Raw genomic sequence first — 16,399 nt, forward strand, 5'->3', positions numbered from 1 at the left:
GTACGGTCGCTACATCCGGTGGTGGCTGACCCAGGCCGAGCGGACTTCCTTCCAGCAGCGGTCTGTCAGCCGCACGGTCTGCGCGGGGCCGACCTCGACGGGCGAGCCGTCCGCGTCGATGTCCCACCAGCGGTCGCACTCGGCGTGCAGCCGCACCAGGTCGGACTCGGGGTAGGGGTTGTGGCAGTACGCGACGACGCGCGAGCCGTCGATGGCCGTGCGGCAGGTGGAGCCGAAAAGCGCGACCTTCTTCGCTGCGGGCTTCCGTCCGGCATCCGCCGCGCGCTCGGCGACGGCTGGGGCGGCCAGTCCGGCCACGGCGGCCACGGCCAGCAGGGCGGCTGCCGCTCGACGGTTCGACGGGCGCACATGCGCCACCTCCTCCCCACAGAGCGCCGGGTATGTCCCGGTTTCCTCAGTCTGCGGGCAGTCGCCGGTCTTTTCGACTCGGGAGCGGACCGCGCACGGAGGGTCACCACGGGCCGTGCCCGGAACGCACGGAAGCCGCGCGACCGTCCGCCGGACGGTCGCGCGGCTTCCCAGGAGCGGTGCGGCGTTACGCGCCGATGGCGTGCAGGCCGCCGTCGACGTGGATGATCTCGCCGGTCGTCATCGGGAACCAGTCGGAGAGCAGCGCGACGACGCCGCGGCCGGCCGGCTCCGGGTCGGACATGTCCCACTTCAGCGGGGAGCGGTCGTCCCAGACGCTCGCCAGCTCCGAGAAGCCGGGGATGGACTTGGCGGCCATGGAGCCGAGCGGTCCGGCGGAGATCAGGTTGCACCGGATGTTGTCCGGGCCCAGGTCACGGGCGAGGTAGCGGGAGGTGGCCTCCAGCGCGGCCTTGGCCGGGCCCATCCAGTCGTACTGCGGCCAGGCGAACTGGGCGTCGAAGGTGAGGCCGACGACCGAGCTGCCGCTGCCCATCAGCGGGCGGCAGGCCATGGTGAGCGACTTCAGCGAGAACGCCGAGACGTGCATCGCGGTGGCGACGGACTCGAAGGGCGTGTTGAGGAAGTTGCCGCCGAGCGCGTCCTGCGGCGCGAAGCCGATGGAGTGGACGACGCCGTCGAGGCCGCCGAGCTCCTCACGGACCAGGCCTTCGAGCCGGTCCAGGTGCTCGGTGTTCGTGACGTCCAGCTCGATGACCTTCGCCGGCTTCGGCAGCCTCTTCGCGATGCGCTCGGTCAGCGTGGGGCGGGGGAAGGCGGTCAGGATGACTTCGGCACCCTGCTCCTGGGCCATCTTGGCGGTGTGGAAGGCGATGGAGGACTCCATCAGCACACCCGTGATGAGGATGCGCTTGCCGTCGAGAATTCCACTCATGTGATCAGTGCCCCATGCCCAATCCGCCGTCAACCGGGATGACGGCTCCAGTGATGTACGACGCGTCGTCGGAGGCGAGGAAGCGCACGGTGGCGGCGATCTCCTCCGGCTGTGCGTAACGGCCGAGCGGCACCTGGGCGACGATGCCCTCGCGCTGCTCGTCCGTGAGCGCCCCGGTCATGTCGGTCTCGACAAACCCGGGCGCGACGACGTTGAAGGTGAGGTTGCGCGAGCCCAGCTCACGGGCGAGGGAGCGCGCGAAGCCGACCAGACCGGCCTTCGAGGCGGCGTAGTTCGCCTGCCCCGCCGAGCCGAGGAGCCCGACGACCGAGGAGATCAGTACGACCCTCCCCTTCCTGGCGCGCAGCATGCCGCGGTTGGCACGCTTGACCACCCGGAAGGTACCGGTGAGGTTGGTGTCGAGTACGGACGTGAAGTCCTCCTCGGACATGCGCATGAGGAGCTGGTCCTTGGTGACGCCGGCGTTGGCCACCAGCACCTCCACGGGACCGTGCTTCTCCTCGATCTCCTTGTAGGCCTGCTCCACCTGCTCGCTGTCGGTGATGTCGCACTTGACGGCGAGGCAGCCGAGTTCGGTGAGGGCGGCCGGCGGTTCGCCGGAACGGTACGTGAAAGCGACCTTGTCGCCGGCGTCGGCGAAAGCGCGGGCGATGGCGAGGCCGATGCCCCGGTTTCCTCCGGTGACGAGAACCGAGCGGCTCAACGGATCACCCTTTCGATAGCGGTCTGGTACTGATCGAAACTATCGGTACCGGACCACGTACAGAGAATCGGGCCCTGACAGTGCCACGGAGAAGTCGCTGTCGGGTCCCTACAGAAAGTGGTGGGCAAGGGACCCGTCGGCGCGACATGATCTGGGGGACCGGTCCCGACGACAGGAGTCATCCGTGCCTCATTCCATCGACGAAGCGTTCACAGCCCTGCCGCTGCGCGCGCTCGCCGACGCGGCGCTCGCGCGTGCCCGCGCGCTGGGAGCCGACCATGCCGATTTCCGCTTCGAGCGAGTGCGCAGCGCGTCCTGGCGCCTGCGTGACGCAAAACCGTCGGGTTCCTCCGACACCACGGACCTCGGGTATGCGGTACGGGTGGTGCACGGCGGCAGCTGGGGGTTCGCGTCCGGTGTGGACCTGAGCATGGACGCCGCCGCGCGGGTCGCGGGCCAGGCGGTGGCGATGGCGAAGCTGTCGGCGAAGGTGATCAAGGCGGCCGGGTCCGACGAGCGGGTGGAGCTGGCCGACGAGCCGGTGCACGCGGACCGGACGTGGATCTCGTCGTACGACATCAATCCGTTCGACGTGGCGGACGAGGAGAAGTCGGGGCTGCTCGCCGACTGGAGCGCGCGGCTGCTGGCGGCCGACGGCGTGGCGCATGTGGACGCCTCGCTGCTGACCGTGCAGGAGAACAAGTTCTACGCGGACACGGCGGGCACCGTCACCACCCAGCAGCGGGTGCGGCTGCATCCGCAGCTCACCGCGGTCGCGGTGGACGCGACGACCGGCGAGTTCGACTCGATGCGGACGATCGCGCCGCCGGTCGGGCGGGGCTGGGAGTACCTGCTGGGGACCGGCTGGGACTGGGAGGGTGAGCTGGAGACGATGCCCTCGCTGCTCGCCGAGAAGATGCGCGCGCCGAGTGTGGAGGCGGGGACGTACGACCTGGTGGTGGATCCGTCCAATCTGTGGCTGACCATCCATGAGTCGATCGGGCACGCGACGGAGCTGGACCGGGCGCTGGGTTACGAGGCGGCGTACGCCGGGACTTCCTTCGCCACCTTCGACCAGCTGGGGAAGCTGGCGTACGGGTCGCCGATCATGAATGTGACGGGTGACAGGACCGCCGAGCACGGGCTCGCCACGGTGGGTTACGACGACGAGGGCGTCGAGGCGCAGTCCTGGGACCTGATCAAGGACGGGACGCTCACCGGCTACCAGCTGGACCGGCGCATCGCGAAGCTGACGGGTCTCGGCCGGTCGAACGGCTGCGCCTACGCCGACTCCCCCGCGCACGTGCCGGTGCAGCGCATGGCGAATGTGTCGCTCCAGCCGGATCCGGGCGGCCTGTCGACCGAGGATCTGATCGGCGGCGTCGAGCGCGGGATCTATGTCGTCGGTGACCGGTCGTGGTCGATCGACATGCAGCGCTACAACTTCCAGTTCACCGGGCAGCGCTTCTTCCGCATCGAGAACGGCCGGCTGGCGGGCCAGTTGCGCGATGTCGCGTACCAGGCGACGACCACCGATTTCTGGGGCTCGATGACCGCGGTCGGCGGCCCGCAGACGTACGTGCTGGGCGGGGCCTTCAACTGCGGCAAGGCCCAGCCGGGCCAGGTCGCGTCCGTCTCCCACGGGTGTCCTTCGGCGCTGTTCCGCGGTGTCAACATCCTTAATACGACGCAGGAGGCGGGCCGATGAGCCGCACAGCCAAGCCGTACGAGATCGTCGAGCGGGCTCTGGAGCTGTCCACGGCCGACGGCTGTGTGGTCATCGCCGACGAGAACTCCTCCGCCAATCTGCGCTGGGCGGGCAACGCGCTCACCACGAACGGGGTCACGCGCGGACGCACCCTCACCGTCATCGCCACCGTCGACGGGGCCGAGGGGACCGCGTCGGGGGTCGTGTCACGATCCGCTGTCACCCCGGACGAGCTGGAGCCGCTCGTACGGGCCGCCGAAGCGGCGGCGCGCGGCGCCGGGCCGGCGGAGGACGCCCAGCCGCTGGTCACCGGGGTGCCCGCGTCCCCGGACTTCACGGACGCGCCCGCCGAGACCTCGTCCAGTGTCTTCACCGACTTCGCGCCCGCGCTCGGCGAGGCCTTCGCCCGCGCCCGGGCCGGCGGCCGTGAGCTGTACGGCTTCGCGAACCACGAGATGACGTCCACGTATCTCGGTACGTCGACGGGCCTGCGCCTGCGTCACGACCAGCCCAACGGCACGCTGGAGATCAACGCCAAGTCGCCGGACCGCAGCCGCTCGGCCTGGGCCGGGTACTCGACCCGGGACTTCAAGGACGTCGACCCGGCGGCCGTCGACGCGGAGCTGGCCAAGCGCCTGGGCTGGGCCGAGCGCCGGATCGACCTCCCGGCCGGGCGGTACGAGACGCTGCTGCCGCCCACCGCCGTCGCGGACCTGCTGATCTACCAGCTGTGGTCGTCGGCGGCCAGGGACGCGGCAGAGGGGCGCACGGTGTTCAGCAGGCCGGGCGGGGGGACGCGGGTCGGCCAGACGTTGTCCGAGCTGCCCCTGACGCTGCGCAGCGACCCGAACGAGCCCGGCCTGGAGTCGGCGCCCTTCGTCGTCGCGCACTCCTCGGGCGACGACTCCTCGGTCTTCGACAACGGGCTGCCGCTGGCCCCGACCGACTGGGTGCGGGAGGGTCGGCTGGAGCACCTGGTCGCGACGCGGCACAGCGCGGGGCTGACCGGGCTGCCGGTGGCCCCGGCGATCGGCAACCTGATCCTGGACGGCGGCGGGGAGCGTTCGCTGGAGGAGATGGTCGCCTCGACCGGGCGCGGGCTGCTGCTGACCTGCCTCTGGTACATCCGCGAGGTCGACCCGGCGACGCTGCTGCTGACCGGGCTGACCCGGGACGGCGTCTATCTCGTGGAGAACGGCGAGGTGGTCGGCGAGGTGAACAACTTCCGGTTCAACGAGTCGCCGGTGAACCTGCTGTCGCGGGCCGTCGAGGCCGGACGTACCGAGAAAACGCTGCCGCGCGAGTGGGGCGACTGGTTCACCCGGGCCGCGATGCCGGCACTGCGCATCCCGGACTTCAACATGAGCTCGGTCAGTCAGGGCGTGTGACGCCCATAGACTGGCCGGGAGTAATCCACAGCGTGGAGAATCCACAGCGTCATGACCGAGTCAAGCACCGTTCAAGGAGAGTCAAGACCGTGACGGACATCGTCGACGAGCTGAAGTGGCGCGGGCTGTTCGCCCAGTCCACTGACGAGGACGCACTGCGCAAGGCGCTCGCGGACGGTCCGGTCACGTTCTATTGCGGCTTCGACCCGACGGCGGCCAGCCTGCACGTGGGACACCTCGTACAGGTCCTCACCGTCCGCAGGCTCCAGCAGGCCGGGCACCGCCCGATCGCCCTGGTGGGCGGGGCGACCGGCCAGATCGGTGACCCGCGGCCGACCGCCGAGCGCACCCTGAACGACCCCGAGACGATCGCGAACTGGGTGGCGCGGCTGCGTGCCCAGATCGAGCCGTTCCTGTCCTTCGAGGGCCCGAACGCGGCCACCATGGTCAACAACCTCGACTGGACCGCGGGGCTTTCCGCGATCGAGTTCCTGCGGGACATCGGTAAGCACTTCCGGGTCAGCAAGATGCTCGCGAAAGACTCGGTCGCCCGGCGGCTGGAGTCCGACCAGGGCATCAGCTACACCGAGTTCAGCTACCAGCTGCTCCAGGGCATGGACTTCCTGGAGCTCTACCGGCGCTACGGCTGCACGCTCCAGCAGGGCGGCAGCGACCAGTGGGGCAACCTCACGGCGGGTCTCGACCTGATCCACCGCCTGGAGCCGCACGCGAACGTGCACGCGCTGGCCACGCCGCTGATGGTCAAGGCGGACGGGACCAAGTTCGGCAAGTCCGAGAGCGGCGCCGTCTGGCTCGACCCGGAGATGACCACGCCGTACGCGTTCTACCAGTTCTGGCTGAACGTGGACGACCGGGACATCTCGCCGTACATGCGCATCCTCAGCTTCAAGAGCCGCACGGAGCTGGAGGAGCTGGAGCAGCTCACCGCCGAGCGGCCCCAGGCCCGCGCCGCCCAGCGCGCGCTGGCCGAGGAGCTGACGACGCTGGTGCACGGCGCCGAGCAGTGCGCGGCGGTTGTCGCGGCGTCGAAGGCGCTGTTCGGGCAGGGCGAGCTCGCCGGTCTCGACGAGGCCACGCTGGCCGCGTCGCTGTCCGAGCTGCCGCACGCCAGGGTCGCGGAGCTCGGGTCCGTCGTTGACCTGTTCGTGGAGGTCGGCCTGGCGCCGAGCAAGTCGGCCGCCCGCCGTACGGTCAAGGAGGGCGGGGCCTACGTGAACAACGTGAAGGTCGCCGACGAGGACGCCGTACCAGCGTCCGAGGACCTGTTGCACGGCCGCTGGCTGGTGCTGCGGCGGGGCAAGAAGAACCTGGCGGCGATCGAGGTCGCGGCCGGCTGAGCCGGTCGTACGGCGCGAAGCGGCGGGAGCGTGGGATTCCACGCTCCCGCCGCTTCTTCGCGTAGGCCACCTGTTCACGCAGCCCGCATGTTCGCGTGTATGCGGCCGCGTGTATGCGGCCGCGCGACACTCAGGCCCGGCGTTTCTTGCCCTTCATCGAGGCATAGAGCATGTCGCCCAGTCCGACGATCACTACGGCACCGATCAGCTGGAGCAGATGCCGGATCCAGTCGATTCCCTTGGTGTCCTCGACGCCGATCCCCGCGGCGACAGAGTTGCCGACGATGCTGCCGAGGATGCCGAAGATCACCGTCAGCCACAGCGGGATCTGCTGCTTGCCCGGGATGATCGCTTTGGCGATCAGACCGAGGACCAGACCCACGATGATTGCCCACAACCAGCTCATGTCGCCTCCTCATCGGCGCGGTGTGCGCATGTGGGCCCAGTCTCGGACGGTCCCGCATACGGCGCATGCCGGACACCGCCATACGTGGTGCGGCGGTGGTCGAAGGCCCGGGTGAGGGACGCCCCGCTCTCGAAGGCGGCGGAGCGGCGGCGTACCGTGGAAGGCGTCCGGTCAGGGAGCGTCCGGCACGAAACGGGTGGTGCGTCGTGATGCGGAAGAAGAAGGACACCGAGGTCTTCCGGATCACCGGGGCCCGGCCCGCGCTGGCCGATGACGTGCGCGGCCGGCAGCGCCGGTACGTGATCTCGATGTCGGTACGGACCGTCGCCGTGATCCTCGCCGCGGTCCTGTGGAATGTGGAGCGGCACGTCGCGATCGTGGCCCTTGCGCTGGGGCTTCTCCTCCCGTACATCGCCGTGGTCATCGCCAACGGCGGCCGGGAGAATGCCTCCTCCCTGCCCTCGGCCCACATTCCGACACCCGTCCGGCCGGCCCTGGAAAGCGCACCCCCGCCCACTGCGGAGGAACCCGCACCGGAAGAGTCCGGACCCAGCCGTGAGGAACAGCCGCACGAGCGGAGTTGATCCTCTGGTCTGCAAAGCTCAAGAAAAGCTCAGATCAATCATGACGTTCCGGTGCACCGCACCCCGTGTCGCGTGACATACTTCGTAGGCGCTCCGCATCCCCCGTCGGAGCGACGGACCGACGCCGGGCAGCTCCCCCCGTGGCTGCTCGGCGTCGCCTTTGTCAGCGGCGGTTTGGCCTAGGGTTGAGTGCGTGAACTCCCCTGATTCCCTTCTTTTCCCCGGTTCGGCCGACGCCGGCGCCACCGTCTGCTCCGCCAAGGGCTGCCGCTCCGCCGCTGTGTGGGTTCTCGCCTGGAACAACCCCAAGCTCCACACTCCGGAGCGCCGCAAGACGTGGCTGGCCTGCGACGAGCACCGCGAGCACCTCTCCCAGTTCCTCGGCGTACGCGGCTTCCTGAAGGATGTGGTGTCGCTGGAGGAGTGGGAGAAGGGGGAGGCCCGGTCAGCCTCCGATGGCTGACATCGGACGGTCGGGCTGCAGGAAGGACGGGTCGTCGAGGCCGGAACCCGCCTTCTTGCCCCACATCGCCAGCTTCCAGAGCCGGGCGATCTCCTCGTCCGGGGCGCCGGAGCGCAGGGCCCCGCGCAGGTCCGACTCCTCACGGGCGAACAGGCACGTCCGTACCTGACCGTCGGCGGTCAGCCTGGTCCGGTCGCAGGCCCGGCAGAACGGGCGCGTGACGGAGGCGATGACGCCGACGCGGTGCGGGCCGCCGTCGACGACCCAGCGCTCGGCGGGCGCCGAGCCGCGCTCGTCCTCGCCCTCGGCGGCGAGCGTGAAGCGCGTACGCAGGGATTCGAGGATGTCACCGGCGGTGATCATGCCGTCGCGCTTCCAGCCGTGCTGGGCGTCGAGCGGCATCTGCTCGATGAAGCGCAGCTCGTAGTCGTGCTCGACGGCCCAGGCGAGGAGGTCGGGGGCCTCGTCGTCGTTGAGTCCGGGCATCAGTACGGCGTTGACCTTGACCGGGGTCAGGCCCGCGTCGCGGGCGGCGGCCATGCCGTCGATGACGTCGTGGTGGCGGTCGCGGCGGGTGAGGGTCTTGAAGACGTCGGGGCGCAGGGTGTCGAGCGAGACGTTGACCCGGTCGAGGCCGGCCGCCTTGAGCGCGGCGGCGGTGCGCTTGAGGCCGATTCCGTTGGTGGTGAGGGACATCTTGGGGCGCGGCGCGAGTGCGGCGCAGCGCTCGACTATCCCGACCAGACCGGGGCGCAGCAGCGGCTCGCCGCCGGTGAAACGCACCTCGGTCACGCCGAGGTCGGTCACGGCGATGCCGATCAGCCGGACGATCTCGTCGTCCGTGAGCAGATCCGGCTTGGCCAGCCACTGCAGGCCTTCTTCGGGCATGCAGTACGTACACCGCAGATTGCAACGGTCGGTGAGCGAAACGCGCAGGTCAGTGGCTACTCGGCCATAAGTGTCGATAAGCATCCTCGACCCACTCCCCGATCCGGAATCCGTGTTTCTCGAACGTTGTCGAGCCTACGCGACGCCTCTGACAACACCGGGGGCTCCGATACCACGGGAGCGGTGTGGCCGCGTCGTACGACTCTACGACGCGGCCACGGGGGCACAGCTGTGGGAAGTGCGGTCAGTACGCTCAGTGCGCGCCGATGCCCGTGAGGGACTTGACCTCCAGCTCCGCGTACTTCCCCTTGTCCGGCTCGTCCTTGGACAGTACGGACCCGGCCCAGCCGAGCAGGAAGCCGAGCGGGATCGAGATCAGGCCGGGGTTCTCCAGCGGGAACCACGCGAAGTCGGCACCCGGGAACATCGACGTGGGCTTGCCGGAGACGACCGGCGAGAACAGCACGAGGCCCACGGACGCGGTCAGACCGCCGTAGATGGACCACAGGGCGCCCTGCGTCGTGAACTTCTTCCAGAACAGGCTGTAGAGGATCGTCGGCAGGTTGGCGGAGGCGGCCACCGCGAAGGCGAGGGCGACCAGACCGGCGACGTTCAGGTCGCGGGCCATCGCGCCGAGCGCGATGGAGACGACGCCGATGGCCACGGTGGCCCAGCGGGCGGCCCGTACCTCTTCCTTCTCGGTGGCCTTGCCGCGCCTGATGACGTTGGCGTAGATGTCGTGCGCGAACGACGACGAGGACGCCAGGGTGAGGCCCGCGACCACCGCGAGGATGGTGGCGAAGGCGACGGCGGAGATCACGGCGAGCAGGATCGCGCCGCCCGCCGAGTCCGCGCCGCCGCCGATCTCCAGGGCGGCGAGCGGCGCCGCCGTGTTGCCCGCCTTGTTGGAGGCGATGATGTCGCCGGGCTTGAGGAGCGCCGCGGCGCCGAAGCCGAGCACGATGGTCATCAGGTAGAAGGCGCCGATGATGCCGATCGCCCAGTTCACGGACTTACGGGCGGCCTTGGCCGTCGGGACGGTGTAGAAGCGGATCAGAATGTGCGGCAGGCCGGCGGTGCCGAGGACCAGAGCGATGCCGAGCGAGATGAAGTCGAGCTTCGAGGTGGCGGTGAGGCCGTACTTGAGGCCGGGCTCCAGGAACGCCGAGCCCTTGCCGCTGTTGGAGGCCGCCGTACCGAGCAGGTCGGAGAGGTTGAAGTTGAACTTCAGCAGGATCAGGAAGGTGATCAGCAGGGTGCCCGCGATGAGCAGGACGGCCTTCACCATCTGGACCCAGGTGGTCCCCTTCATGCCGCCGATGGTGACGTACACGATCATCAGGACGCCGACGAGGGCGACGATGAGGATCTTGCCGGCGTCGCTGGTGATGCCGAGGAGCAGCGAGACCAGGACACCCGCGCCCGCCATCTGCGCGAGCAGGTAGAAGATCGACACGACGATGGTGGAGGTGCCCGCGGCGGTGCGCACGGGGCGCTGGCGCATGCGGTACGCGAGTACGTCGCCCATCGTGTAGCGGCCGGAGTTGCGCAGCGGTTCGGCGACGAGGAGCAGCGCGACCAGCCAGGCGACCAGGAAGCCGATGGAGTAGAGGAAGCCGTCGTAACCGAAGAGGGCGATGGCGCCGGCGATGCCGAGGAACGACGCGGCGGACATGTAGTCGCCGGAGATCGCGAGGCCGTTCTGGAAGCCGGTGAACTGGCGTCCGCCGGCGTAGAAGTCGGAGGCGCTCTTGGTCTGGCGGCCCGCCCATACCGTGATGAAAAGGGTGGCGACGACGAAGAGGCCGAAGAGGGTGATGATCAGCGGCCGGTGCTCACTCGCGTCACCGGCGGCGGCGAGCTGGACGGTGGTCGCCGTGGTCAGCGCGGGGCTCATGCGTCGCTCTCCAGACGGGACTTGATGGCCTCGGACTTCGGGTCGAGCTGCGTGGCGGCATGACGCGAGTAGAACCAGGCGATGAGGAACGTGGTGGCGAACTGGGCGAGGCCGAGGACGAGGGCCACGTTGATGTTGCCGAAGACTTTCGTGCCCATGAAGCCGCCCGCGTAGTTGGACAGCAGGACGTACAGCAGGTACCAGGCAATAAAGCCGACCGTCAGGGGGAAGGCGAAGGAGCGGTGGGCACGGCGCAGTTCGCCGAACTCGGCGCTCTCCTGCACCTCGACGAACTCCTCTGTCGTGTGCCCTGTTCGGATCAGGCCCGTGCCGCCCTGGGGCGGTGGTGCATCGGTTGCCACGGAATCTCCTCGCGACGCGGGTGCGGTGGGTGGGGTGGACAAAGTGACCTCACTGGTTGGGGGGTGGTGGTGCTCGTCCCCCTGACAACGGCACGGATCGCATCACGACTCGGTTCGGCATCCGCCATTTCTTTTCCCAACACGTTGATACCGACGCATGATCAGCGCTAGCTTCACTCGTCATGTACCCGCTCATGTGCACCCGCGCAAGGGCGGCTCTCACGGATGATGTGGAGAACCCATGGCTCATCTGGGATCCAGACGGCAGCGCGCACTCGCCCTGCCCGTCGGACTGGCTCTCACGGCTACGCTCGGCTTCCTGCCCGGAGCGGCAGCCTCGGCCGCCCCGCTGGACGGCTCCGAGACCCCGGCGGCGGCCAACGCCACCGGTCCCAAGCTGTCGTACGTGGTCAACACCAAGGGCGGCCACGGCACGAGCGCTTCGGTGCAGCGGGCGATCGCCAGGGCCGGTGGCACAGTGGTGAAGGCGTACGACCAGATCGGCGTCATCGTCGTCCACTCGCAGAACCCGGACTTCGGCAAGCAGATACGCAAGGCCAAGGGTGTCTCTTCGGCGGGCGCGACCCGCACCGCCCCGCTCACTCCGGTCGGCATCACGGAGGAAGGCACCACGCAGAAGCTCTCCGCGGCCGGGGCCGCGAAGGCCGAGGCGGCCGCGGCGCCCGGTCAGGAGCCGCTGGAGGCCAACCAGTGGGACATCCGCGCCATCGGCGCCGACAAGGCCGCCGAGGTCGACGACGGCAGCTCGAAGGTCACCGTCGGCGTGATCGACACCGGTGTCGACGACACCCACCCGGACCTCGCGCCGAACTTCTCCAAGTCCCAGTCGGCCAACTGCGTCGGCGGCGTCGCGGACTCGTCGGAGGGCGCGTGGCGTCCGTACACCGACGGCAGTGACCACGGCACGCATGTCGCCGGTACGATCGCCGCTCCGCGCAACGGACTCGGCGTCGCCGGTGTCGCGCCGGGCGTGAAGCTCGCGGGCATCAAGGTCAGCGAGCCGGGCACCAGCCTCTTCTTCACCGAGGCGGTCGTCTGCGGCTTCGTGTGGGCCGCCGAGCACGACATCGACGTGACGAACAACAGCTATTACGTCGACCCGTGGATGTTCAACTGCAAGGACGACCCGGACCAGAAGGCCCTCCTCGACGCCCTGACGCGCGCCACGAAGTACGCGGAGCGCAAGGGCGCCCTGAATGTCGCGGCGGCCGGCAACTCGAACTTCGACCTGTCGGCCGACGAGATCCTCGACGACTCCAGCCCCAATGACAGCACCCCCGGCGACCGGATCATCGACCCGTCGGAGTGCCTGGACATCCCGACCCAACTGCCGGGCGTCATGACGGTCACCGCGACGGGTGACAAGAACGTCAAGTCGTACTACTCCAGCTACGGTTACGGCGTCGCGGACATCGCGGCCCCGGGCGGCGACAAGTGGCAGATCCCGGCCACGCCGGACGCCAACGGCCGCGTCCTGTCGACCGTCCTGAACGGCGGCTACGGCTACAAGCAGGGCACCTCGATGGCCACCCCGCACGTCGCGGGCGTCGCCGCGCTGCTCAAGAGCGCACACCCGAAGGCGAGTCCTGCCGAGCTCCAGCGCCTGCTCAAGAAGCAGGCCGACAACCCGGGCTGCCCGAGCCACGTCTACGACGCGGCGGGCAACTGGGTCGAGGCCACCACCTGCGAGGGCGACAAGAACTACAACGGCTACTACGGCGCCGGCGTCGTCGACGCTCTCGACGCCGTCAAGAAGTGATCGTCCAACGCTCCGCCCACCCATGCGAACCGGAGATTCCATGACGCCGCACCGCACTTCGCGGTCCCGCCGCACCGTGGCCGTATCCGCGGGGATGGCCGTCACGGCCGCCCTCGCGTTCCTGCCCGGCACCGCGTCGGCGACCTCGGCCGACGCGCTCGGCAGCACGCCGGGCGCCAGGGCGGCGGTCTCCGGGGCCGCCGGCACGCCGCTGAGTTACGTCGTCAACGTCCGTCCGGGGTACGGCAATTCGTCGAAGGTCAAGAAGGCCATCGGCGAGGCCGGCGGCACGATCGTCCACGCGTACGACCAGATCGGCGTGATCGTCGTCCACTCGTCGAACGACGCGTTCGCGAAGACGATGCGGGAGGTCAGGGGCGTCCAGTCGGCGGGTGCGACCCGTACGGCGCCGCTGCCCGCCCAGTCGACGAAGGATGTCGGTACGCCGAAGGCCCTCACCGCCGCCCAGGCGAAGGCGGCCTCGGCGGGGGCGGTCGCGGGCGAGGACCCGTTGCAGCCGCTGCAGTGGGACCTGCCCGCCATCAAGGCGGACAAGGCCCATGAGAAGACGCTCGGCAGCAAGAAGGTCACGGTCGCCGTGATCGACACGGGTGTCGACGACACGCACCCGGACCTCGCGCCGAACTTCGACCGCGAGGCTTCGGTCAACTGCGTGACCGGCAAGCCCGACACGGCGGACGGCGCCTGGCGCCCGTCGGCCGAGGAGAGCCCGCACGGCACGCACGTGGCGGGCGAGATCGCCGCCGCGAAGAACGGCGTCGGCGTCACCGGTGTCGCCCCGGGCGTCAAGGTCTCGGGCATCAAGGTGTCCACGACGGCCGGCTTCTTCTACACCGAGTCGGTCGTCTGTGGCTTCGTGTGGGCGGCCGAGCACGGCGTCGATGTGACGAACAACAGCTATTACACCGACCCGTGGATGTTCAACTGCAAGGACGACCCGGACCAGAAGGCACTCGTCGACGCCATCGTCCGGGCCTCGCGGTACGCCGAGAAGAAGGGAGCGGTGAACGTCGCCTCGGCCGGCAACTCGAACCACGACCTCGCGGCGGACTCGATCCATGACACGACGAGCCCGAACGACACCACCCCGGTGCCGCGCGATGTCGACCCGGGCGAGTGCCTCGACGCCCCGGCGCAGCTGCCGGGTGTCGTCACGGTCGCCTCGACCGGTGCCAAGGGCCTGAAGTCGTCGTTCTCGAACCACGGTCTCGGTGTCATCGACATCGCGGCTCCGGGCGGCGACAGCACGGCGTACCAGCGTCCCGCGCCTCCCGCTGTCAGCGGGCTGATCCTGGGCCCGGTTCCGGGCGGCAAGTGGGCCTATATGGCCGGTACGTCGATGGCCGCCCCGCATGTGGCGGGCGTGGCGGCGCTCATCAAGAGCACCCACCCGCACGCCTCGGCGCAACGCGTCAAGTCCCTCCTGGCGAGCCAGGCGGACGCGGTGCCGTGCACCGACCCGTACGACATCAACGGCGACGGCAAGGTCGACGCGGTGTGCGAGGGCGGTAAGAACTACAACGGCTTCTACGGGGTCGGCATCGCCGACGCGCTGGACGCCGTGACCAAGAAGTAGGCAAGGAAGCAGGCAAGCGGTACGCGGAACGGGCCGCCCGGACTCCACCGGGCGGCCCGTTTCCCTCTCAGGGCGTCACGGCGTGACGAGAACCTTGAGCGCCGTGCGTCCGTCCATCGCCCGGTAGCCCTCGGGCACACCGTCGAGGCCGACGGTGACGTCGAAGACCGGCGACGGGTCGATCGTGCCGTCCAGGACGTCGGGCAGCAGGTCCGGGATGTACGCGCGTACGGGCGCCACTCCCCCGCGCAGTGCGATGTTGCGGTTGAACAGCACGCTCAGGTCGAGGCCGGTGCCGCTGCCGTGCGGGACGCCGACGTAACCGATCGCGCCGCCGTCGCGGGCGATCCCGACGGCCGTACGCATCGACTGCTCGGTTCCGACGGCCTCGATCACGGCGTGCGCGCCCTGCCCGCCGGTGAGTTCCCGTACGGCCGCCACCGCCGCGTCGCCGCGCTCGGCGACGATGTCGGTGGCGCCGAAGGTCTTGGCGATGTCGGTACGCGCCCGGTGGCGGCCCAGCGCGATGATCCGCTCGGCACCCAGGCGCCTGGCGGCCAGCACTCCGCACAGCCCGACCGCGCCGTCGCCGACGACCGCGACGGTCGACCCGCGCCGTACGCCCGCGCCGACCGCGGCGTGGTGTCCGGTGCCCAGCACGTCGGAGAGGGTGAGAAGCCCGGTCAGCAGCCGGTCGTCGGAGGCCGCGGCGGCCGGGAGCTTGACCAGCGTGCCGTCGGCGAAGGGCACACGGACGGCTTCGCCCTGCCCGCCGTCGGAGCCGGCCGAGCCCCAGAAGCCGCCCTGCGGGCAGGAGGTCTGGAGCCCTTCGGCGCAGTACTCGCACGTCCCGTCGGACCACACGAAGGGCGCCACGACGAGATCGCCGGGCCCGAACCCTGCCACCCCGGACCCGGCCTCCTCGACGACGCCGAGGAACTCGTGCCCCATGCGCTGTCCGGGCTGCCGGGCGGATTCGCCCCGGTACGCCCAGAGGTCGCTGCCGCAGATGCACGCGCGCAGCACCCGTACGACCACGTCGGTGGGTTCCTGGACCCGCGGATCCGGCACCTCCTCCACGCGGATGTCGTGCGGGGCGTGGATGACGGTGGCGCGCATGGGTGGGTCCTTGTTGCTCAGACGGTTGTACGGCCTTCACGGTACGCCGACGGGGCGGCCGGGGCCTCCTGCCGTAGCAGCACACCCCTGACCAGCAGGTATTGCGCGGCCGCGTAGGTGAGCATGATCCAGAAGTCGGGGACGGGAAGCTGCGGCCACTCGGCGACGCCGGTGGCGATGAGGGTGTCGGAGAGCAGGAAGAGCGCGCCGCCGAGTCCGGCGTACAGGCCGATCCCGCTCGCCCGCCATGCCATGGCCGTGAGCAGCAGGCTGTACCCGGCGACCGGGGCGCGCAGTTCGGCGGGGAGATCGGGCCACAGGAGCGCGACGGTGGTGACGAGGGCGACGGCGTATCCGGCGCCGAGGAGCGTGGACGTCTTGGCTCCGGCCCGGGGGGCGCCGGCCTGGTCGAATCCCGCCCGGCTGGCTCCCAACCCGGCGAAAATCACCAGATAACAGACGTGTCCGGCGGCGAAGGAGCCCATGCCGACGAGGAAGGCCCAGTCCGCGTCCCCGTTCGCGTCGGCGAGCAGGAACACATCGCCGCCCCAGCCGAAGAGCAGCGCGGCGATCAGCGGCCGCGGCGCGCCGCGCACGACGGCGTACGCCGCGAGCAGCGGCATGAGCAGTGACTTGGCGATCATGTGACCGGCGTCGGCCCCGGCCACGAGCGAGCCGAGGTCGGCGAGGGCGGCGACGCCGAAGGCAACGAGGAGCCCCCGGCCCCACGCCGCGCGCCGGCCACGGCCGGCTCCGGCGTCGCCGGCTGTGCCGGGCCGGGCGCTTGCGACGGCGCCGGCT

At 69.9% G+C, this 16,399-nt stretch carries 16 protein-coding genes; 7 read left to right on the plus strand and 9 right to left on the minus strand.

Annotated features, from left to right (window positions below; translation table 11 throughout):
* Nucleotides 1–9 precede the first annotated feature (9 nt).
* The 3 genes from J7E91_RS26970 to fabG all read right to left on the minus strand — a co-directional run bounded on the left by J7E91_RS26970 (nt 10) and on the right by fabG (nt 2,048).
* Entirely contained in the window at nt 10–369 is a 360-nt protein-coding gene (locus J7E91_RS26970) for a hypothetical protein (RefSeq protein ID WP_308377215.1), read from the minus strand.
* A gap of 187 nt (nt 370–556) precedes the next feature.
* Complete coding sequence (gene fabI / locus J7E91_RS26975) at nt 557–1,324, minus strand: enoyl-ACP reductase FabI (protein WP_214909078.1); 768 nt, start codon at nt 1,322–1,324, stop codon at nt 557–559.
* Nucleotides 1,325–1,328: 4 nt separating this feature from the next.
* Nucleotides 1,329–2,048, minus strand: coding sequence for a 3-oxoacyl-[acyl-carrier-protein] reductase (gene fabG / locus J7E91_RS26980; RefSeq protein ID WP_028814253.1), 720 nt, complete (start codon nt 2,046–2,048; stop codon nt 1,329–1,331).
* A 184-nt stretch (nt 2,049–2,232) separates the two neighbouring features.
* Here fabG and J7E91_RS26985 point away from each other — a divergent pair, with 184 nt between their 5' ends.
* The 3 genes from J7E91_RS26985 to tyrS all read left to right on the plus strand — a co-directional run bounded on the left by J7E91_RS26985 (nt 2,233) and on the right by tyrS (nt 6,502).
* Nucleotides 2,233–3,756 (plus strand): TldD/PmbA family protein, encoded by a 1,524-nt coding sequence (locus J7E91_RS26985; RefSeq protein WP_214909080.1) that lies wholly within the window; start codon nt 2,233–2,235, stop codon nt 3,754–3,756.
* Nucleotides 3,753–5,144 (plus strand): metallopeptidase TldD-related protein, encoded by a 1,392-nt coding sequence (locus J7E91_RS26990; RefSeq protein WP_214909082.1) that lies wholly within the window; start codon nt 3,753–3,755, stop codon nt 5,142–5,144. The genes J7E91_RS26985 and J7E91_RS26990 overlap by 4 nt, the downstream gene beginning before the upstream one ends.
* 89 nt (nt 5,145–5,233) lie before the next feature.
* Nucleotides 5,234–6,502 (plus strand): tyrosine--tRNA ligase, encoded by a 1,269-nt coding sequence (gene tyrS / locus J7E91_RS26995; RefSeq protein WP_214909084.1) that lies wholly within the window; start codon nt 5,234–5,236, stop codon nt 6,500–6,502.
* 130 nt (nt 6,503–6,632) lie between these two features.
* Here the strand turns inward: tyrS and J7E91_RS27000 are convergent, their stop codons facing one another.
* Entirely contained in the window at nt 6,633–6,908 is a 276-nt protein-coding gene (locus J7E91_RS27000; RefSeq protein ID WP_214909086.1) for a GlsB/YeaQ/YmgE family stress response membrane protein, read from the minus strand.
* Between the two features lie 209 nt (nt 6,909–7,117).
* Between J7E91_RS27000 and J7E91_RS27005 the strand changes: the two genes are divergently transcribed.
* Together J7E91_RS27005 and J7E91_RS27010 are read left to right on the plus strand one after the other, a co-directional pair.
* Nucleotides 7,118–7,492 carry a DUF3099 domain-containing protein gene (locus J7E91_RS27005; RefSeq protein ID WP_214909089.1) on the plus strand — a complete coding sequence of 125 codons (375 nt, stop codon included), beginning with the start codon at nt 7,118–7,120 and terminating at the stop codon, nt 7,490–7,492.
* 193 nt (nt 7,493–7,685) lie between these two features.
* On the plus strand, nt 7,686–7,955 hold the full coding sequence (locus J7E91_RS27010; RefSeq protein WP_214909091.1) for a hypothetical protein: 270 nt from the start codon (nt 7,686–7,688) through the stop codon (nt 7,953–7,955).
* On the opposite strand, the gene moaA is transcribed toward J7E91_RS27010, so the two are convergent.
* From moaA to J7E91_RS27025, 3 genes are all read right to left on the minus strand, one after another.
* Nucleotides 7,938–8,927 (minus strand): GTP 3',8-cyclase MoaA, encoded by a 990-nt coding sequence (gene moaA, locus J7E91_RS27015; RefSeq protein WP_214909093.1) that lies wholly within the window; start codon nt 8,925–8,927, stop codon nt 7,938–7,940. The genes J7E91_RS27010 and moaA overlap by 18 nt on opposite strands.
* A gap of 169 nt (nt 8,928–9,096) precedes the next feature.
* Nucleotides 9,097–10,740: a cation acetate symporter gene (locus tag J7E91_RS27020; RefSeq protein WP_214909095.1), complete on the minus strand. Its 1,644-nt coding sequence runs from the start codon at nt 10,738–10,740 to the stop codon at nt 9,097–9,099.
* The gene (locus J7E91_RS27025) at nt 10,737–11,102 is read right to left on the minus strand and encodes a DUF485 domain-containing protein (protein ID WP_214909097.1); all 366 of its coding nucleotides are present in this window, start codon (nt 11,100–11,102) and stop codon (nt 10,737–10,739) included. The genes J7E91_RS27020 and J7E91_RS27025 overlap by 4 nt, the downstream gene beginning before the upstream one ends.
* A 241-nt stretch (nt 11,103–11,343) precedes the next feature.
* Here J7E91_RS27025 and J7E91_RS27030 point away from each other — a divergent pair, with 241 nt between their 5' ends.
* Nucleotides 11,344–12,882 carry a S8 family serine peptidase gene (locus tag J7E91_RS27030; RefSeq protein WP_214909099.1) on the plus strand — a complete coding sequence of 513 codons (1,539 nt, stop codon included), beginning with the start codon at nt 11,344–11,346 and terminating at the stop codon, nt 12,880–12,882.
* 40 nt (nt 12,883–12,922) lie between these two features.
* Entirely contained in the window at nt 12,923–14,479 is a 1,557-nt protein-coding gene (locus J7E91_RS27035) for a S8 family serine peptidase (protein WP_214909101.1), read from the plus strand.
* Between the two features lie 75 nt (nt 14,480–14,554).
* Here the strand turns inward: J7E91_RS27035 and J7E91_RS27040 are convergent, their stop codons facing one another.
* The gene (locus J7E91_RS27040; protein ID WP_214909103.1) at nt 14,555–15,598 is read right to left on the minus strand and encodes a zinc-dependent alcohol dehydrogenase family protein; all 1,044 of its coding nucleotides are present in this window, start codon (nt 15,596–15,598) and stop codon (nt 14,555–14,557) included.
* Nucleotides 15,599–15,615: 17 nt separating this feature from the next.
* A partial coding sequence (locus tag J7E91_RS27045; protein ID WP_251016315.1) for a lysoplasmalogenase occupies nt 15,616–16,399 on the minus strand: 784 nt, incomplete at its 5' end.

Origin of the sequence: Streptomyces sp. ISL-99, from assembly GCF_018614005.1 — a bacterium.
In the GTDB taxonomy this organism is placed as follows: domain Bacteria; phylum Actinomycetota; class Actinomycetes; order Streptomycetales; family Streptomycetaceae; genus Streptomyces; species Streptomyces flavidovirens.